Below are 19,441 nucleotides of genomic sequence, written 5' to 3'. Positions count from 1 at the left end.
CAACAGTGGCCACGCAAACGCAAGCTCGGACAGATAGAGCCAATCTTTTCGTAACTAAAGTGATTAACTGGGTACGTGAACATATTGCGGTTAAAATGACCCTCAGCATTGTTCTGCTGCTGCTGGTGGTCAGTTTGGTATTCTCCCTTTCCGGATACTGGATCACCAAGACCTTATCGACAAAGCTGGAAGATCAGTTCGTTCTGAGATTAACGACGAGTATTCAAAATGTTACTAATTACTTAGCAGTCATTCCTGAACGTCCAGAGGAAATTACAGATACCATGCAGCCCGGCTATGGACGAATTAAAAAGCAGTTTGAAGAGTTCAAGAAACAGGATACGCTGGAGAATGTCTATGTGTTGACGAAATCGCAAAATAAAGATCAAATCGTGTTGTTAACCGGGGTTGATGATGATTACGGCACGGAATATCCTTTTACACCAGACATGAATCGAGCAATAACCGAGGATCAACCAATAATCAGCCACATTTACAAAGATGAATACGGCATTCATAAATCCATATTTGCACCACTCCGAAACAAAAATGGCGATAATGTTGGCATTGTCGGTATCGATCTAGATGCGTCAGTCATACCGCAAACGAAGCAGAAATTACTATGGTCGACGCTGATCCTAACCCTACTTGTTGTAGCTTGTGGCAGTATAATCGCCTATTTGATCAGCCGCAGTGTAACACGACCGGTCGTTCAGCTCATGCATGTAACAGAGAAAGTTGCAGCTGGCTATTTGACTGAACAAGTCGTGATCCAGCGCATAGATGAAATCGGAAAGTTGGCAACTACGTTTAACCAGATGAGGAGCAATTTGGAAACTCTGATTCGCCAAATGTACAATTCATCCCATATCCTTACCCATACTACCGAGCAATTGTATCAATCTGCAGATGAATCGAGTTCGAGTGCCGGCGTAGTTGCGTCTTCCATGAACAGCATGTATGACGGCGTAAGCGAAGTAGTGAATTCAATTTCGGATAGTACCTCCTCGATCGTTGAGATCAACTCAGAACTGACGGAGGTAACGACCGAAGTCAAAGAAATGCAGGAGATGGCGCACAAAGTTGGGGCGCAATCGGTTGATGGTCAACAGCTTGTAGAGAAAACGCTGCATCAGATGAACGTGATTCAAAAAGAGATGAAATCATCGCATGAAGCTGCACTTCAATTAGGAAGTCGTTCGAAGGAAATTGGAGCGATTATCAACATTATTACAGAGATTGCGCAGCAGACGAATCTATTGGCCTTGAATGCTTCGATTGAAGCGGCTCGTGTTGGAGAACAAGGCAAAGGATTTGCCGTTGTTGCCGGCGAGGTGAAGAAGCTGGCGGAGCAATCCTCGCAAGCTGCAAGTTCGATTACGGGGCTCGTCTCAGGTACTCAAAAAGACAGCCATCTGGTCATGGAAAGTATTGTCCAGGGCAATCAAGCTGTTGAACAGGGTCAAACCTGGATTCATGATACGTATGAAAATTTCAAGGTTATTTTCAATGGTATATCCGTGTTTACTAAGCGGACAGATCATTTGCTGGATACGCTTGAAAAAGCGGTAAGATCCTTCGAGATTATCTCCAATGTGATGCAAAAAATTTCCGGAATAACGCAGGAGCAATCTGCCGGTTATGAGGAAGTAGCTGCTGCAGCTCAAGAGCAGAGCGCGTCCATTCAGGAAATTACTTCCGCGATTCGCCAGTTGGCAGAGATGGCAGTTGATCTGCAAAAGTCGGTAAAAAGCTTTAAAATATCTAACTAAATGAATATGAATTGAAATACCAGCCCTCGGCTGGTTTTTTTGATCTTGCGTGCCTCTCTTCAAGTTACTACTCCGTTAAGATAATCTTAAGAATTGTCCCTATATTCTGTTAAGATTCAGTGTCTATACTAAGTCTCATGATAGCTATCAACAATTGGATTGTATTTACAAGATTAACTTGATACGTTTATTTACATAGAAATGTGAAGGAGGTACTCGGGATGGCACAACCCAAGATACTACTTGTGGACGATGAGAAAGAAATCATAGATATGCTGGCCATATATTTGAAAAATGAAGGATATCAGTTGCTCCGCGCATTTGATGGGGCGGAAGCCCTGCGTGTTCTTCAAAAGGAAGAGATAGATCTGATCGTTCTCGACATTATGATGCCGAATATGGATGGGATCGAGGCTTGTTTTAAAATCCGCGAGCAGAAAAATATGCCGATCATCATGCTCTCTGCAAAGAGTCAAGATATGGATAAAATCTGGGGCTTAAGTTCAGGCGCCGATGATTACATGAGCAAACCATTTAATCCCTTGGAGCTAATTGCTCGAATTAAATCTCAGCTGCGTCGCTACACCAGGCTTAATGTTCCGCATATAAACAAAGACCACGAGCTTGAAGTGGATGATCTGACGATCAACACTTTGACCCATGAGGTTAAGCTGGAGGGTAAAGAAATTAGGTTGACTCCCCGGGAATTCGCCATTCTTGAGCTGCTAGTGCGTAACCGAGGGATGGTTTGGAGTTCGGAAAAGCTGTACGAAACCGTCTGGAAGGAAGCCTATTATGACTCCGACAATACGGTTATGGTGCATATCCGCAAAATCCGAGAAAAAATTGAACAAAATCCTAGAAATCCGAGATTTATAAAAACGGTTTGGGGGGTTGGCTACAAAGTTGAATAATCCATACGATTTCGATCCTTACTCCAAGTTGAACCGATTTCCATTTACTCTGTTCCCTTTTAACCTCCTTAGAAAGCTGATTATCTTGGTTAGGACGCTGTACAGGATTAGTATGGGGCATGTGAAGAGAAGTTTACGGATGCAGTTGATGTTGACCTTTGCCATCTGTTTGTTGGCGGGATCGTTGACTTATGGCTTCAGTGTTAATTTGTTTGGAGAAATGCGTCGAGAGGCTATTATTGACTATAGGTTCGGAATTGAACGAATAGATAGTGAAGCCCGCAGCTTGGTTAGTGAACTATCGTCCTTCCCAAACCAAAGCGATCTGTCTGATAACGAAAGTTTGGGAGAGAGGACAGAGTTCTTAAAAGATCATGTAAACCGAATGAATGATCAGAAGCTCAAGGTTCTCATAACCGACCAGGAAGGTAGGGTCGTATTTCGAAGTCAGAACGCACCGGAAACAAATGTTGAAATTTACAATGTGATAAATAACGCAATGAATGCCCGAACGGACCAGGAATATGGCCGAAAAGAGTTTTCCAGTTTTTACCCTGTAACCTATTTGGGGCAGAAATCATATCTGCTTGTCTCCGGCATCCCGGAACCCCACATTACCTATCAAAAGGGTGAAAGCCCGCTGTCCTTGCTGAGCGCTGTTGCTGTTTTTATCCTTTTGTTCTACTTCATGACGCAAAAGAAAATGCGCCACATTGAGGAACTGGCTGGTGGTCTGCGCATCATTGCAACGGGGAATTTGGATTACCGTGTCATTGAACGCAGTCAAGATGAGCTTGGTTCCCTAGCCCGAGATATGAACTTCATGGTGGAGGATCTGCAGAGGAGGATTGAGGAGGAAAGAAGGAACGAGCGTTTGAAGCGCGAGCTGATTACCAATGTTTCTCATGATTTACGCACGCCTCTGACGCTTATTATGGGTTATTTGCGGCTGCTGCATGATAAGAGTTACGAAACACCTGAGCAGGCGGCTGGCTATATTAGTATTGCTTATAATAAGTCCGAAAAGTTGAAGCTGCTCATTGATGACTTGTTCGAATTTACGAAGTTAGCGAATCACGATGAGCCTCTTTACAAAGAAGGGGTTGCAATCAACGAACTATTAGACCAACTGATTGAGGAGTTTGTCACACCGGCTGAGGAGCAGCAGCTTGCGATCACCCGCACGATTCCGAAGGAGAAGCTGTTGGTTCGTATCGATGTGGATAAAATGATTCGTGTCTTCGAGAATCTTCTAGGAAATGCGCTTAAGTACAGCTTGAAACCGGGGGCAATTACTGTCAGACTGCTCCATGATCATCGGTATGTCACTCTGCAAGTTAGCAATCAATCAGAACCATTTGGTGATGATGCCTTACATCAGTTATTTGATCGTTTCTATCGGGTTGACACTTCACGTTCTTCGAATACCGGAGGGTCGGGCTTGGGGCTCGCCATTGCGAAAAGCATTGTGGAGTCGCATGAAGGGGCCATTTGGGCTGAGCAAAGCGACGGACAGATTCATTTTTTCGTAAAATTGAAGCTTGTTTAATGAAATAGACGCATAAAGGGGATTTGCTATGAGACGATGGTTTGTAGGTCTGATGTTAGTCAGCGTTCTAGGATTGATAGGGTGCTCGAAGCCTATCGAATTTACCGGGAAAACGGAAGATTGGCAAGTGGAATGTTCAGTTCTTCCTTCCGATCATGAGAAATCATTTGTAATCACGTATATTGGAAAAGACAGTCAGTCTGTTGAAAATGTCAGTTACTCTTTTATGGAAAGTAAAAATTTTAATCAAAGTGGCAAGAGCGAAACGAGCTCGAAAAATTTGAAAATGAGCGGAAAGTCTACTGAAGAAACGTCTTATGTAGACGAAGATAGCTTTAAGCTTCATATCAAATGGAATGATAAGGAGGAGGACACGATTAATGTAGTAAAAAAAGATTAGCATCCCGTATATGCACACACAGCCGATTATTGCCCCTAAGGTAGAATCGGCTTTATTGTCATGCATTTTTTTAGGCAGCCCATGATGAGAGGAGTCAAAAGATTGAAGAAACTAACGGAGTTTTCGATGAAAAATGTTGCGGCTGTATGGATAGTGATAGGGCTGTTGATCGCAGGGGGGTGTTACGCTGCCACGAAACTGAAGGTAGAAAGTATGCCGGATATCTCCTATCCGAGAGTTATTATTTCGACTGATTACACGGCTCCGCCAAAGGACGTCATGGAGTTGGTTACCAAACCGCTCGAGAAAGCAGTAGCAGGAATGCAAGGGCTCAGGAATGTAAGCTCCAGTTCGCAGGATAATTACTCGCAAATTGTTATCGGGCTAGAGCAAGGCAAGAAGCCTGAGGATGTTAAAAAAGATGTGGAAAGTCTGATTGCAAATGTCCGGCTTCCGCAAGGAGCTGAGAAGCCAAAGGTGTTAACGTCAGGCTTCGCTTCCGAGCCTATCTATCACTTGGCGCTTTATGGTGAAGCGGGAACGAATCAAACGGAACTGGAGCAGGCTTTCAAGGATATGATTTTACCTGGACTAGAGGGTATTAAAGGTGTTGACCATATAGATTCATTTGGCAACCGGGAAGCGGTGCTTACCATTAAGCTGGACGGCGCTGCAATCAACCGATACGGCCTTACACCGCGAGAGGTATCCGGCTTTATTCAGGGAGGACTTGTGTCCAGTCCGGCAGGCACGGTTGATTTTAACGGCAATCGTCAGATGCTTCGGGTAAAAGGACAGTTGGACTCCATTTACAGCCTGGACAATATGAAAATAAGAACGCCTGAAGGCGACACGCTTCTGCTTAAGCAAATCGCGAGAGTGGAAGCGATCAGCGAATCCACCGTTGCGGCCAGACTAGACGACAAACCGGCGATTACCCTATTGCTTTACAAGACAAAGGATACGAATACGGTAGAATTCGCCGCAGAAGTAGATAAACAAATTGCATCCTGGCAAAAGTCATTGAAAGGAGTAAAGTTCCATCTTGTATTGAATGGAGCAACATCTGTGAAGGAATCTATTCATGGGATGGTACAGGAAGGCGGGCTGGGGGCGCTTCTTGCTTCTTTCATGATCTTGATCTTTTTACGGAATGTGCGAATGACCTTCATTGTACTGGTCTCCATACCGCTTTCCATTTTGATTACGCTGCTATTTATGAACCCGCTTGGTATTTCATTGAACATAATGACGCTCGGGGGGATGGCGATTGCTATTGGACGGGTCGTTGATGACAGCATCGTCGTGATTGAAAATATTTACAGCCAGATGCAGAAGGCGCAGGAACGCAGCGAATCGGTTATCAGGCTGGCTACGCAGCAGGTGTCCTCGGCCATCACTTCTTCGACCCTTACAACGGTTGGTGTTTTCGCACCGATTGGTTTCGTCAGCGGCGTTGTCGGCGAAGTATTCCGTCCGTTTGCACTGACTTTGATCTGTGCGCTTCTGTCTTCCTTGCTTGTTGCCCTAACGGTCATTCCGATGCTGGCGAAGCTGATGGTGCTTAAAGGAAATAACATTCCGCATCAGAATGAGAAGCAAGTGAATTCGTACATGCTTCACTATCAAAGAATGTTAGAGTGGTCTTTAAACAACCGTATAAAGACGTTGTTGTTTGCAGCGTTTTTGTTTGTTCTTTCCATTGTGCTGACGGTGCCGCATCTGGCAACTTCGTTTATGCCGGCCAACGAGTCGGAGAGACAAATGGTTTTTACGATTCAGATGCCTCGCGGCACATCGCTCGAAATGATGAATGCTCAATCCAAAGAAATCGAAACTTTATTGAAAGATGCCAAGAATGCCTCGGGTCAATCCATTTTTAGCTACAACGAAGCGATTATGGGGGCTGACTGGGCGGATATTTACACGGAATCGAGTGCGCATACAGACGCTAAGCTGGCTTTTAAACAATATAAGCAAAAAATCGTTGAGCTTCTTCCCAAAGATGCCAAAGTGAACGGTAAAGTATTCGCTTTTGGACCTGGCACGGGAAGCAGCGTAGACTTCTCCTACTTATTAACAGGAGATGATCAGCTGTATTTACAGCAGGCTGCTCGGCAGATTGAGAATAAACTGAGAGAGTTCCCTGAGCTTACGGAGATTAAAAACAGCCTAAGCGAAACAAAGACAGAAGTTGAGATTACCGTGGATGAAGGCAAGGCGATGATGTACGGCTTCACTGCGGCTCAAGTTCTGGAGGACGTGAATGGTTGGGTAAAAGAAGAAAAGTTAGGTGATCTTAAATTTAATAACATCACTTATGCGACCAAGGTAATGCTGGATAACAAATACAAAGATTCGATAGATGAGTTAGGCAGTATCAAACTTAAGTCAGCGAGTGGTAAACTTGTGCAAATTAATGAGATCGCTAAAGTTAAAGAAATTGACGCTCCAGTCTCTATTAGTCGGGAGATGCAGTCGCAGGTAATTACGGTGACGGCTCAAATCGACAGTGCCGATAAAGGCGGAATTAGTAAAAAAATATCGACGGAGCTTGCCAAGATTGAGCTGCCCTTGGGCGTAAGCCGCGAAGTAAAGGGAGTGTCGGGTGATATTAATCAAAGCTTCAGGGACATGTTCATGGCCATGGGAGCGTCTATTTTTATCGTGTACCTTGTCATGGTACTCGCATTTGGGAATGCAAGAGCACCATTCTCGATTCTTTTCTGCTTGCCGCTTGCTGCAATCGGAGGCTTATTCGGTCTCTTGGTTGCCGGAGAGTCACTAAACGTCACCAGCCTGATCGGGTTTCTTATGTTAATCGGTATCGTCGTCACCAATGCCATTGTTCTCATCGACAGGGTCCAACAGCTTGCTGAGCAGGGCCATCCGCTGCGTCAATCGTTGATTGAAGCGGGGATGACACGCCTCAGACCGATTATGATGACCGCAGGTGCGACCATTATGGCTTTGATGCCATTAGCGCTAGGTCTATCTAAAGGGACGATCGTCTCGAAAGGTTTAGCTGTCGTTGTTATTGGGGGATTAAGTACTTCGACGCTGCTCACCCTAGTCGTTGTACCTATTGTGTATGAATGGATTTATTCCATGAAAATGGGGAAGGGCCGTAAGTGAAACTTTGGAAGGAGACGGGTTGATGCGTTACTTTAGGCTAATGATCGGGTACTAGGAATAGTTAGTACTTCTCAAAACGTATATCTCAAGTACAATGAGAAGTAAGACGAGAGGAGGCCACGCATCATGAACTCGAAATGGATTACGATTCAATTAGGCTATGTGCTGGGAGCCAGTTCCCTTCTAACTGCCATTGTATATTTCTTTGCAACAAACTGGGAGCAATTAAACCGCTGGGAGAAATTCGCGCCAGCTTTTCTGCTTATTCTCGGCTTCTATGGATTATCAGTTTGGCTTTCCAATCAAGCAGGCCGGCAGTTTCTAAGTAAGCTTAGCTTGTTTGCAAGCTGCATATCCTTTGGTGTAGGGGCTGGGCTCATTGGGCAAACCTACAACTCCCATGCCGATAGCTACACGTTGTTTGCGATCTGGTTCATCCCGGCATTTCTTTTTGCCATATGGACGAGGTGGCAGCCCTTTTACATCCTATCGTATATTCTTGGGCATTTGGCTTATTGCTTTTACTTTTTCCCACAATGGGAAGGAAGATCGGATTCGGAGGCTGTCCAAATCGCGATTTGGGTAGGGTTAGCTATCGCAAACGGAATTCTCTATCTGCTAACAGAGCGTGGAAGGTTAAATTCATCGTTTTTGAAATGGATTTCATTTCAAGCAGGTATAGCCATACTGCTCATGCTTTCAAATTCGTACGCATTCGAAGATTATGGGGTGTTCATGAATCTGCCCCTGGTTGCTATTCTAACGGCAGCAGTTTGGTATTCCCATAAGACACGTAACAAAGCTTATCTGTTATTCTCAGGCTTATGGATTTCAGCCACGATTACATTCAAATACATTGAGCTTATCGTTCACCATTATAACGAGCTTTTTTTCATCGCAAGTTTGATATTTGTGATTGTGTTCATCGGTGCGAATGTGAAGTTCATGACATTTATTCGTGCCTGGCAGCCTGCCGAGAAGCCAAGGAATGGTGAACTCGAAAGCGAGGCAGGTGAGCACGATAAACCGGAAGGTGATTTTACCAAATGGATTGTGCGCGTTCTCACGGTTTCCGTTGTCATCATCGGTTCGCTGCTAGGCAGTCTGACGGTTGTTGGAATTGTTACGTTGGTGCTCGGGTTTGAGAACCCAGAGAATGTGTTAATGGGTTTTGGACTTGTTGTTGTCACTGGCATGATCTTATTGAACAAGTTAAATGCTCTAGTCCGGTACACAATACTCATCAGTGGACTGCTTCTTGGAGCGGGAGCGGCTGTGTTTGCAGAAAATGTCCCTGCTCTATTCGCTTTCTTAGCGCTTACAATCGCTGCATTTATCTACATTGCCGGGACGGTGCATCGTATCTTTTTCTTCCTTGCATCAATTTTGATTACAGCCGCGATCCTATCCAATTGGATCAATAGCAGTGTTATCATTTTGACAGTCATTGCAGGATTATTATTCCTCCTGTTTGCAGGCGGGCAGGTTATTCAGAACGCTGCAGTTAGGCAGCCAGTGCTCTATAGCAGCTACCCTTCGTTTCTATTAGCATTGTTTGCACTAACCTTCATAACCGAGTCTACCTGGTATTACATCGCCAATGCACTGTTTTTTGTTCTTGTGGTGCTTGCCTTAGTCGTTAGTAAGCAGCTGCAGATCCGCTGGATTTTCGCGTGGTCGATGGGCTTTTGGACAGCTTTCCTTGTCTACAAATACTACGATTTAGCTTGGAAGCTGCTGCATAAATCAGTTACGCTCGCTATGATTGGAATCTTGATTCTGATCTTTACTCTTTGGTATGAAAAAAGACACCGCCTTGAAGCTGCCGAACCAGAAGCTAGTGCTGGGCCAAATCATAAAGCGAACCGACTCCTTATTGCGGTGCTGGTGCTGCTGCAAATCGCGGCCATGTCGATACAAATTGGCAAAAGCGAGTACCTGCTCTCTCATGGGCAGCTCATCAAGCTCCAGCTTGAGCCGCTTGACCCGCGTTCGCTTATTCAAGGTGATTATGTACGTTTGCGCTACACGATTTCTCAGCCGCCTATCTTTGATTCCAAAAATGGTGATGTGCCATCAAAGCAAAAAATCGCTGTTGTGCTTGCTCCGAACACAGCTACAGGTGTGTATGAATTCAGCCGCGTTTATACGAAAGGCGAGCCACTTGGCCCAGGAGAAGTTCGTATTAACGGTACTCGAATGGGGTACGAGGGGATTGACTATGGGATTGAAACTTACTTCATCCCAGAAGGAACTGGCCGTAACTACGAACAACATGCGAAGTTCGCGGAAGTGAAAGTTTCTGCTGGCGGAGATGCCATTCTTGAGCGCCTTCTCCTGGAACAAAGTGTTGTTCAATAAGAATTAATGTGGTAAAATAACCCGATCTTTGCAAGCAAAAGAGAGGGGTAGCTGTTCGGATGTGGCTCATGTATTCCGTACTTGCGGCTTTCAGTTTCGGGCTGCGAGGCATTCTGTATCACTGGTCCAGCCAGCAATCATTAAATCGGAATGTGCTGCTATGCGGCACATTTTTCATGGGGGCGTTAATAAGCGCCATTTGCGCCCTTCTTTTACAACAAGCTTGGACGGTGTCTGCGCTGATTGGTGTCCAAATGGGGCTGTTTTCCTTTGGGGCTAATGCCAGTATGTTCAAGGGTTTTGCCGTAGGAAAAGCGTCATTGGTCGCCATCCTCACTGGTTTGCCATCCGTCGTTGTGGTATTCGTTGCGTATCTGATTTGGGACGAACGACTTAACATCATGCAGTTTCTAGCCTTTGTCATTATTGTTATCGGGATTTTAGTCGTGCGCTATTCCAATGATATTACGCTCAAAAATTTGCAAGGCGCAGGATGGGGAGCGCTTGCTCTGATTCTTTTTGCGGCCAATGATTTGTCCAGTAAATGGACGACTTTGGTATCGGCTCCACTCTTTCCGACATTGTTCTGTATGTTTGCAACTGGAACCATCTGTTTTGGACTTTGGTGGTTGAAGGATCAGAAGCAAGGGGACAATACACAGGTAAAAGTAGCAGCTGCTTCAGGCTGGACGGAACGACGAACATTTCTGTTCGGGATGGTCGTGGGCATTACGAATGTGGTCGGCATGATTTTCATTATTCATGGATTTGATCATGGCAAAGCAGGCTTAGTATCTGCTGTTGTCGCATTGAATGTACTAATCGTGCTTCTGTACACGCGATTTGTTTTGAAGGATAAATTTTCGATGATGGAACAGTCTGGATTGGCGTTGGCGTTCATTGGCATCCTAATGATGAAATTAGTTGCCTCTTGACAACTAGGGAATATTAAAGTAATATTCAGTCAATTCATAACTTGATATGTAACATTGATGAACAGGACAGTAGTTCTTGTCGGACAGTCGCAGCGAGCCGGGAATGGTGGGAACCGGTACGAATGTCAGGAACGAAACGGACCTGGGAAATGGTCTTCCGAACGGAGTAGTAGGGAGATCCGGCATAAGCCGTTATCGTTGGAGGGGTTAAATCTGCTGATTTAACACTTAGAGTGGTACCGCGGGAATGAACAGCTCTCGTCTCTTATTTAGAGACGGGGGCTTTTTTGTATGCAAATTATATGATTTGGGAGGAAAATACCATGATTCAGCAGCTATTAACCGTTGAAATTGAGCAGCACGTCGAGGCCATGTTCCAGGAATCCGGGACCCCGCGTCCAGCCCATTTGAAAATTCTAACCGAGCATCCAGCTCACCCGGAGCATGGAGACTACAGCTCCAACATCGCCATGCTTTTGGCCAAAATATTGCGCAAATCCCCCTTGCAGATCGCTGGGGAGCTTCAAAGCCGCATCGAACAGAACGGGCTTGTCCAAGGTTTGTTCAGCAAGGCAGCTGCTGTTGCACCTGGTTTTCTAAATTTTTATATCAACTGGGATGCATGGGCTAATGGAAAATATCAAGCTCCAACTAAGCGCGCTACTCCTAGCAATCAAACTAAAGTGTTGGTCGAACATACCTCCATTAATCCTAACAAAGCCGCGCATGTTGGTCATTTGAGAAATTCCTGTATCGGTGACTCGTTGTCGCGTATGCTTTCGCATGCTGGGTACGAAGTAGAGGTTCACAACTATATTGATGACCTTGGGAATCAATTAGCAGATACGGTGGTAGGTATTCTTCATACGCAAACCGAGGGGAGTTTCCCGCGATTTGGAGATTTTTGTTGGGAAACCTACGCCAAGGTGAACCAAGCTTATAAAGCGCAGCCAGAGCTAGCCGAGCAGCGTTCTGTGGTCCTACATGCCATTGAGAGCGGGACATCAAATCTTGCGTGGATGGGAGCACTGGTCGCAGAGCGCATTGTGCGTGAGCAGTTGGATGAAATGAAACAATTCGGTATCTCCTACGATGTGCTGGTTTGGGAAAGCAGCATTGTTCGTGCAGGGTTTTGGGATACAACCTTTGAGCTGCTGAGCAAAACGGAGATGTTTCACAAGGTGACTGAGGGGAAACTGGCAGGCTGTTGGGTATTGAAAAACCTCGATGAAGGGGGAGAAATTCCAGCAGACAACCAGGATTTTCAAGGGGATAAAGTGCTTGTTCGTTCCAATGGCATTCTCACCTACACAGCGAAGGATATCGCCTATCATCTGTGGAAATTCGGTTTGCTTCAAAATGATTTTGTGTATAAAAAATGGGAGGACGGCCTATGGTCAACGACTGCCCAAGGAAGTAAGAAAACAATTGGGCACGCAGATATGGTCATTAATGTCATTGACTATCGTCAGCAGTATCCACAAGAAATGGTGAAGCTGGCCCTAGAAGTTCTTGGTTATCAGCAGCAGGCGAGCCAGCTCAAGCATGTAAGCTACGGTGTTGTTTCATTGAGTCCCGACACAGCGGGAGGACTTGGCCTGGATACTTCCGAAGGCAAAAGTTCCTATGCGATGTCAGGGCGTCAAGGCATTGGCATTAAAGTCGCTGATCTTCTTGATCGCATGGAGAAAGTGATAGATGCCAAACGTTCAAGAAAAGCGGGAATATCGAGCAGATCCATCGCTGCGGCATCGATCCGTTACTATTTGCTGAAATATCAGCTGCAAACGGAAGTGATTTTTGATCTGGAGCAAGCTACCGAAGTGACTGGGAATACAGGTGTTTACTTGCTTTATGCCTATGCGAGAGCGAACCGTATTTTGGACAAAGCTAAGAAAGATGATCAACTCCAAACCGTCGAAGCCATTTTCAATGGAAACCTTCTGGAAGATCAGGAATATCAGCTGCTTAGGCATATCGCTTACTGGCCGGAAACGTTGGAGAATGCCACTTCACAATTGGCTCCTAGCTTGATTTGTCATTATGCGTTTGAATTGGCTTCTCTGTTCAATCATTTCTATAGCGCTTGTCCGGTTTTAAAAGGGAGCGAAGAGAGCATCTCTCACCGTTTATGGATCACTCAAACGGTAAAGGCTACCCTTCATGAAGCTCTTGAGCTGCTTGGTATGCCGACTCCTAAGCGTTTATAGAAAGTTCCTTTGAAAGAGCCTGTTGTGCTCCCCTAACTCGATCTCGGTGAACGCTTCTGAGGTTGGTGTCGTCCGCATTCGTCTTTAAAAATGCAACAATAGCTTTCTGATCTGGATCAAATGCGGTACAATAGGAATATTCGTGCCAATATGAATGATTCAGGAGGCTTTTACCACAATGACAGAAAAAGAGATCGAAACACAAACCGAAGAAAATAACGCACAAGATTTGGAACAAGAGCAGGCCCAGATCATTATGACTTGGTTTCAGCACATGAACGAAGTTATGAAAGCGCAATTTCCCGAATATGAAGTCGAGGGACAAATCGGAAATAATCCAACGTATGGCCCGATGTTTGCTTTTACACTTAAAAAAGATGAGAAGTTCACGTCATGTGGGTTTTTCTTAAATGAAATTATGAGAAATTTTCAAACAAATCCGAATGCTGGACTCTGGATTTCTTCCTTCTTTGTGGACTTGCTGCGAAGCCCGGAGAATCATCCGCTTCCTAATCCGCCGCAAACGGAAGACCAGGCGAAAGAACTTTTGGATAAACATATTGTTCCTTACTGCGCATCAGCTGTTCGTGAAGAATTTCCTGATCAAAAGATTTATGTTGATTTAGAGCTTCATGAGGAGCATGGCCCTGTATTGGAAGCCGGCTTCGTTGCTGTACAAGATGGCAATAACACTTGTGCTCTTCCTCTGCAATATTTAATGACGTTATTCTTATTGAACCGTGATCCAGCTGAGCCTCTGATTCAAGCGATGTACCGCTTGTACGAAGAAAATAATCTAGGTCAAGCCTAACTGGAACTATAGTCCGCTATTTCACTGAAAAGGCGCAATTTCCACATGTAAGGGGAACTACGTTCTGCTATGTTGCCAATTTCACCTGAAAAACGTGCATGGAGGCCAAATAAGTACCTGTAGTTCCGCTCAGAGAGAAAACAGCGTGTTTTTCAATGAATAGAGGATTCCAGTTCCCATGAATCCATGTATCCAACGTATTACTAGGGGGTTCGTGGGCTCGAATACAAACATAAAAGGACCGTCAGGAAGAATTACTTCCCTGACGGTTTTTCTTGCTCAGTGCCCAAGCGACTTATAATCCGCATAGCTCCGTATTCTTGGAACCGAGGAAATGCTTTCCAGCTGTGCATATTTCATCGCATGCGATGTGTTAAACAGCACAACTGAGTCGGTTGGGCGCAACCAGCCATTGTCACAGAGCTCAATCAGACCTGCCCAGGTCGCAGAGCCTTCTGGTGACGAAGAAATGCCTTGAGCGCCCAAAGAACGCGTAGCATCGGCGATCTGGCTCTTGGATAAGGCCAGCGCCGTACCGCCGCTTTCCTTAACAATGGACAAGATGAGAGGTAGATCAGGCGGCTGCGGCACACGCATGCCTGTCGGACTCGGCTCAACGGCTGCTCCTGCCTGGTTCATGCCAGCTTGTTGCAACAGTCCATCGACAATAGGCTGGCAGCCTTCTTCTTGCACGCAAACGAATCGCGGCATGGGTCCGTCAACAAAGCCAAGCGCTTTGAGCTCATGGTAAGCTTTCCACATGCCAATAATTCCGGAGCCTCCGCCGGTTGGATAGATGATGACGTCGGGAAACGTCCATCCAAGCTGTTCGGCGAGCTCCAGTCCCATTGTTTTTTTACCTTCTACGCGTCCAGGCTCCTTTAAGGTGCCAACATTCACCCAGCCTTGCTCCTGCTTGCCGGCTTCAATAATAGCAGCGGCGTCATGTATGAAGCCATCTACCAGGTAGGTTTCCGCCCCATAGAGAGGACACTCCTCCACGATTAGCGGAGGGCAATCTAGGGGGATGAACACCGAAGCCTTAATCCCGGCGTGGCTTGCATAGGCAGCGAGCGCGCCAGCGGCGTTGCCGTTGGAAGGAACGGCCGCTTTGGTTGCTCCCGCTTCTTTTAGCAGAGAAACGGCAACGGAAAAACCTCGTGATTTGAAGCTTCCCGTCGGGTTCTGTTCTTCGCGTTTAATCCATAGCTGCTTAATGGGCAGCTTCTGTTCCCAATTCTGTAAGCGTACTAGCGGGGTCCAGCCTTCGCCTAACGTGATGATACAATCCGGGTTGCTCACCGGAAGCAGTTCGTTGTATCTCCACATGGATGGGTAGCGAGTCTGTAATGCTTCCTTCTTGAATGTTTTGCTCAAGCGCTCCAAGTCGTAGTCGACCAATAACGTGCCGCCGCAAGTACATTTCATGTCTTGATAGCGGAATGGGAGCTTTGCCGAACATCGTGAGCAATAAAGCCCCAATTGCTTCATCTTTGGGCCTCCTCGCCGTTTTCAGCGGGAAAACGAATGGTTAGTTAGTAAGAATTCGCATATGCAAACTCTAATGTAGATTATTACAGCCGGGAGAAGTTGGAGACGGCTTGTGTCTCTTGCATTTGTTTATTTTTTGTGGAAAGTCTTGATTCTGCGGAAGATCGACTTATCCTTTAGCTTCAAAAATAGTTCCAGCATTGGTGCATAGTTGACCTCTATGATCCAAACGTGGCCCTCTTTATCAAAAGCCATATCGATCCCCATCGTTTTTACCCATCTATAGGAAGGCCCAAGCTTGGCAGCGCTCTTTAGTGCAACTTTATCGAGCTTTGCTAATAGTTCCCCTGATCGCATGGATTTAAGCTGAGAGTGTTTGAGCGCATGCTCCACTGAAACAACTTTTCCGCTGCTCATGCGGATATTCGTAACGATAAAGCCTGCACCTGCGACTTTGGCCAGTTTACCAGTTACTTGCCACTTCGAATGAGGGTGCCGCTGTACCATCACGCGTAGATCAAAGGGCCGCCCATTAACGGTAGCGAGTGGAATACGCTGCTGAACAATGTAATTTTTGCCGGTTTTCTTTTTGAGAAAGGTATTTACTTGATCTTGATCGGTAAATCGTTTCTTTTTTGCCCCGTCTTGGAGCTCGTATTCGGAAGTATTCAATTTCTTGAAGCGAATGACACCGTGACCGCCATAGCTGCCAGTGGGCTTAATAATAACCTGCTCATATTTATTTAACATTCGCCAGAAGGTGGATTCCTTCAGCCATTCGGTTTCCGGGAGGTTCACTCGAAGCTCCTCCGATTTGCGGAGTAGCTTGTATTTCGTCCACTTGCTGGTGCTGAGATTACTCATAAGATTTCACTTCTTGCTCTTGAATGACCACATCATGCTCCTCAACCCGGAGTACCTGATTCTGATCATCTACGAATACGACTTGGGGCTTCAAGGCTGAGATTTCAGCTTCATCCATCAGACCCATGCTCAGAATGATAACAAGATCCCCTGGCTTAAAAAGATGGGCTGGAGGGCCGTTCAGTCCGATTTTGCCACAGCCTTCCGGTGCCGGAATGGCGTATGTTTTCCACCTAGTCGCGTTGCGCAGGCTGGTAACCTGAACCATTTCGTAGGGTAAAATGTTCGCTTTACGCATTAACGAAGCATCTATGGTAATGCTTCCGACGTAATTCAGGTCGGCTTCCGTAACCGTTGCACGGTGGATTTTACCTTTACACATTAGTCGCTGCATATGCAGTAGCTCCTTTATCATCACATTGGGTGTTCATCACAACGTATGAATAGGGCAAGTCATCTTGTGTAGGCCAGTGCCTGTTTGTGAAAAAAATGGGTTAAAAACACCATGAGAAATGGGCTGTGATATAATTTAATCATCATAAGCGTTAGATCATCTAGGGAGTGAGAAATTCTGCAGCCTTATTTTGTTATTGAAAATGTACATAAAAACCATCCAAACGGAGGGAGCACGCCGCTTTTTAAACAAATCAGTGTGGATGTTTGTTCTAGAGATGTCATAGCGATCCAAGGGCCATCCGGGCAGGGGAAGAGTACGCTATTACGTGTTTTAGCTGCATTAGACAGCATTCACGGTGGCCGTTTATCCTTACATGGACGTCCTGTTGATAGCTGGGGACCATGCGAGTGGCGGAAACGGGTATGTTATGTGCCTCAACAACCGGCTATGCTGCCGAAGACCGTGGAAGACAATCTGGCTCTGGTGAGTAAGCTTCATCAGCGTAAATTTGATCAGCCTCTAGCTAAGAGACTCATGGATGAGGTTGGGTTGGGTGATCTTAATTGGTCTCAGAATCCAGCAGAATTGTCCGGTGGACAAAAACAACGTCTTCAGCTCGTGCGTTCGATGTTGCTCAGCTCCGATATCCTTCTACTCGATGAAGCGACCTCAGCGCTGGATGCACAGAGCAAACAAGCGGTGGAAACGATGCTAATGAGATGGAAGGATGAAATGGGGACAGCGCTTATTTGGGTGACCCATGAGCAGAAGCAAGCCGTGAGAGTGGCCAATCGGTTTTGGCATCTGGAGAGCGGGGCTTTGTTAGAAACAGTGAAAAAAGGCGACTTACCGCCTATTTCCTTTGATCAAGGGGGAGTGGTGTAAGTTGTCTCCAATAGCTTTGGGCTTTACGCTTACTTTTATCATGATTACGATGGTCTTATCCAAATGGCAGAAGCTTGGGCTTGAAAAGGATATTGCCTGGGGAACCATTCGTGGTGCTTTGCAGCTGCTGTTCATAGGATACGTGCTTCATTTTGTTTTTCAAACCGAACACTTAGGACTTATTATAGGAATCATTGCAATCATGATTATGATAGCTACACAAAACGCGGGCAAACGTGGGATAGGGTTAAAAGGGATCAATTGGCGAATAGCAGCAGCAATTGCTGTTACAGAAATGCTAACCATGGGACTTATGCTTGGTTTCCAAATTATTAAACCAACTACCCAATTCATAATCCCCATCAGCGGGATGACAATTGGAAGTTCTATGATTGTTTGCGGGTTGTTTTTGAATCAGATGAACCGTGAGGTAGGGTCGTCTCGCGAGTTAATTGATGTCCTTCTTGCGCTGGGAGCGACACCCAAACAAGCCATTCAACAAGCGCTTCAGCGCTCTGTTAAGGCAAGTATGATTCCTACCATAGACGGAATGAAGACAGTCGGATTAGTCCAACTGCCTGGCATGATGACAGGGATGATTATTGCGGGTTCGAGTCCGATCGAAGCCGTTAGGTATCAGATTTTGATTTTATTTGCTTTTACGGCTTCAGCAGCAATGACAGGTATTATTTTAAGTGTTTTGAGCTATAAATTATGGTTCACCAAGGATATGACTTTGAAATAAGAAAAAGTTATTTCCCGGGGAATCTCCGGAATTACAATATACCAAAAGCGCCCGAATAGAATCGGGCGCTTTTGGTATTCTTATATTAATTTAAGGCCACTAATTAATACTAGACTTGCAATTATCGTCCGCAGGACATTGGTCGGTGCTTTGGTGGAGAGCATGCTCCCGATCAGCACACCAGGAATCGAGCCAAGCAGAAGATTGATGACGAGCGTGTAGTTGACATTTCCCATGCTAGCGTGCAGAATACCTGCTGTCGTTGCTAGAAAAAATGCATGAGCGATATCTGTTCCGACGAGTTGTGCGGGAACCATGCGGAAGAAATAAAGCATGGCAATGGCATATAAGGAGCCAGAACCGATGGAGGTTATTCCTACTATGAATCCAAGTACCGCACCGATGGTGATAGTCAGACCGCGTTTCTCTTCCAAACTTTTGAGCTGCCAACGGTTTTCCTTGATCTTATGGCCGAAAAAAACTTTGAACAAGGTGGCGAAAGCAACCAGAATCAAGACATAGCCGAGCGCGTGTTTGATAATGACTTCTTGATTATTATAAAACGAGTTGAATGATTTCAGGAAAATTACTGCGACAATGACGCCCGGAATACTGCCCATTGCTAACATCTTGACAAGCTTAAAATCAATGGTTTTCTGCCGCCAATGCTGAATCGTGCCGAAAAGCTTCGTGATGGAATTATAAAGCAGGTCTGTTCCGACGGCAATAGAAGGATGAATACCGATTAGGATTAAGATGGGGGTGAGCAGCGAAGCTCCGCCAACACCTGTCAATCCAACCAAAAAACCAACAATTACACCCATAAACAAAATACTCAAAGTCATGTAGTCATGTCCCCATTCAATTACCCACTAATTCAATTGGATTAATTTTATTATATGGGTTAGCTATATGTAAAGAAGTTTTTTGTATGCTGTTTCGAGTCGCAGCAGCCAAATCACTAAATACGCT

15 protein-coding genes and 1 other annotated feature are annotated in these 19,441 nt (G+C 45.5%); of the genes, 11 read left to right on the top strand and 4 right to left on the bottom strand.

Annotation, left to right across the window (positions count from 1 at the left end; genetic code table 11):
* Positions 1-5: 5 nt before the first annotated feature.
* The 9 genes from AC58VC_RS03575 (at position 6) to AC58VC_RS03535 (ending at position 14,087) form a co-directional block, all read left to right on the top strand.
* Entirely contained in the window at positions 6-1,772 is a 1,767-nt protein-coding gene (locus AC58VC_RS03575) for a methyl-accepting chemotaxis protein (protein WP_497367450.1), read from the top strand.
* A gap of 221 nt (positions 1,773-1,993) precedes the next feature.
* Positions 1,994-2,686 (top strand): response regulator transcription factor, encoded by a 693-nt coding sequence (locus AC58VC_RS03570; protein WP_497367449.1) that lies wholly within the window; start codon positions 1,994-1,996, stop codon positions 2,684-2,686.
* Positions 2,679-4,235 (top strand): sensor histidine kinase, encoded by a 1,557-nt coding sequence (locus AC58VC_RS03565; protein ID WP_497367448.1) that lies wholly within the window; start codon positions 2,679-2,681, stop codon positions 4,233-4,235. Before AC58VC_RS03570 ends, AC58VC_RS03565 begins: the two co-directional genes overlap by 8 nt.
* 28 nt (positions 4,236-4,263) lie before the next feature.
* On the top strand, positions 4,264-4,635 hold the full coding sequence (locus AC58VC_RS03560; protein ID WP_497367447.1) for a hypothetical protein: 372 nt from the start codon (positions 4,264-4,266) through the stop codon (positions 4,633-4,635).
* A 102-nt stretch (positions 4,636-4,737) separates the two neighbouring features.
* Positions 4,738-7,770: an efflux RND transporter permease subunit gene (locus tag AC58VC_RS03555; RefSeq protein ID WP_497367446.1), complete on the top strand. Its 3,033-nt coding sequence runs from the start codon at positions 4,738-4,740 to the stop codon at positions 7,768-7,770.
* Positions 7,771-7,896: 126 nt separating this feature from the next.
* Positions 7,897-10,131, top strand: a complete 2,235-nt coding sequence (locus AC58VC_RS03550) for a GDYXXLXY domain-containing protein (RefSeq protein ID WP_497367445.1) — start codon at positions 7,897-7,899, stop codon at positions 10,129-10,131.
* A gap of 59 nt (positions 10,132-10,190) precedes the next feature.
* Positions 10,191-11,066, top strand: a complete 876-nt coding sequence (locus AC58VC_RS03545) for an EamA family transporter (RefSeq protein ID WP_497367444.1) — start codon at positions 10,191-10,193, stop codon at positions 11,064-11,066.
* A gap of 48 nt (positions 11,067-11,114) precedes the next feature.
* Positions 11,115-11,335: a binding site (T-box leader), on the top strand.
* A gap of 54 nt (positions 11,336-11,389) precedes the next feature.
* Positions 11,390-13,276 carry an arginine--tRNA ligase gene (locus AC58VC_RS03540; RefSeq protein ID WP_497367443.1) on the top strand — a complete coding sequence of 629 codons (1,887 nt, stop codon included), beginning with the start codon at positions 11,390-11,392 and terminating at the stop codon, positions 13,274-13,276.
* 178 nt (positions 13,277-13,454) lie between these two features.
* A complete protein-coding gene (locus tag AC58VC_RS03535) occupies positions 13,455-14,087 on the top strand; it encodes a hypothetical protein (RefSeq protein WP_497367442.1) in 633 nt (210 codons plus the stop codon).
* A gap of 279 nt (positions 14,088-14,366) precedes the next feature.
* Here the strand turns inward: AC58VC_RS03535 and AC58VC_RS03530 are convergent, their stop codons facing one another.
* The 3 genes from AC58VC_RS03530 to panD form a co-directional block, all read right to left on the bottom strand.
* Positions 14,367-15,578 (bottom strand): threonine synthase, encoded by a 1,212-nt coding sequence (locus AC58VC_RS03530; protein WP_497367441.1) that lies wholly within the window; start codon positions 15,576-15,578, stop codon positions 14,367-14,369.
* 129 nt (positions 15,579-15,707) lie between these two features.
* Positions 15,708-16,442, bottom strand: a complete 735-nt coding sequence (locus AC58VC_RS03525) for a YheC/YheD family protein (RefSeq protein ID WP_497367440.1) — start codon at positions 16,440-16,442, stop codon at positions 15,708-15,710.
* Positions 16,435-16,836 (bottom strand): aspartate 1-decarboxylase, encoded by a 402-nt coding sequence (panD, locus tag AC58VC_RS03520; RefSeq protein ID WP_497367439.1) that lies wholly within the window; start codon positions 16,834-16,836, stop codon positions 16,435-16,437. The genes AC58VC_RS03525 and panD overlap by 8 nt, the downstream gene beginning before the upstream one ends.
* Positions 16,837-17,094: 258 nt before the next feature.
* Here panD and AC58VC_RS03515 point away from each other — a divergent pair, with 258 nt between their 5' ends.
* Together AC58VC_RS03515 and AC58VC_RS03510 are read left to right on the top strand one after the other, a co-directional pair.
* Positions 17,095-17,724, top strand: coding sequence for an ABC transporter ATP-binding protein (locus tag AC58VC_RS03515; RefSeq protein WP_497367438.1), 630 nt, complete (start codon positions 17,095-17,097; stop codon positions 17,722-17,724).
* A 1-nt stretch (position 17,725) separates the two neighbouring features.
* Positions 17,726-18,469 (top strand): ABC transporter permease, encoded by a 744-nt coding sequence (locus AC58VC_RS03510; protein WP_497367437.1) that lies wholly within the window; start codon positions 17,726-17,728, stop codon positions 18,467-18,469.
* Between the two features lie 80 nt (positions 18,470-18,549).
* Here the strand turns inward: AC58VC_RS03510 and AC58VC_RS03505 are convergent, their stop codons facing one another.
* Positions 18,550-19,314, bottom strand: a complete 765-nt coding sequence (locus tag AC58VC_RS03505) for a sulfite exporter TauE/SafE family protein (protein ID WP_497367436.1) — start codon at positions 19,312-19,314, stop codon at positions 18,550-18,552.
* Positions 19,315-19,441: the final 127 nt, after the last annotated feature.

This window comes from Paenibacillus sp. J22R67 (assembly GCF_059692175.1).
Note: the sequence above shows the minus strand (reverse complement) of the source record. Positions and strands in the feature narration are given on the sequence as shown.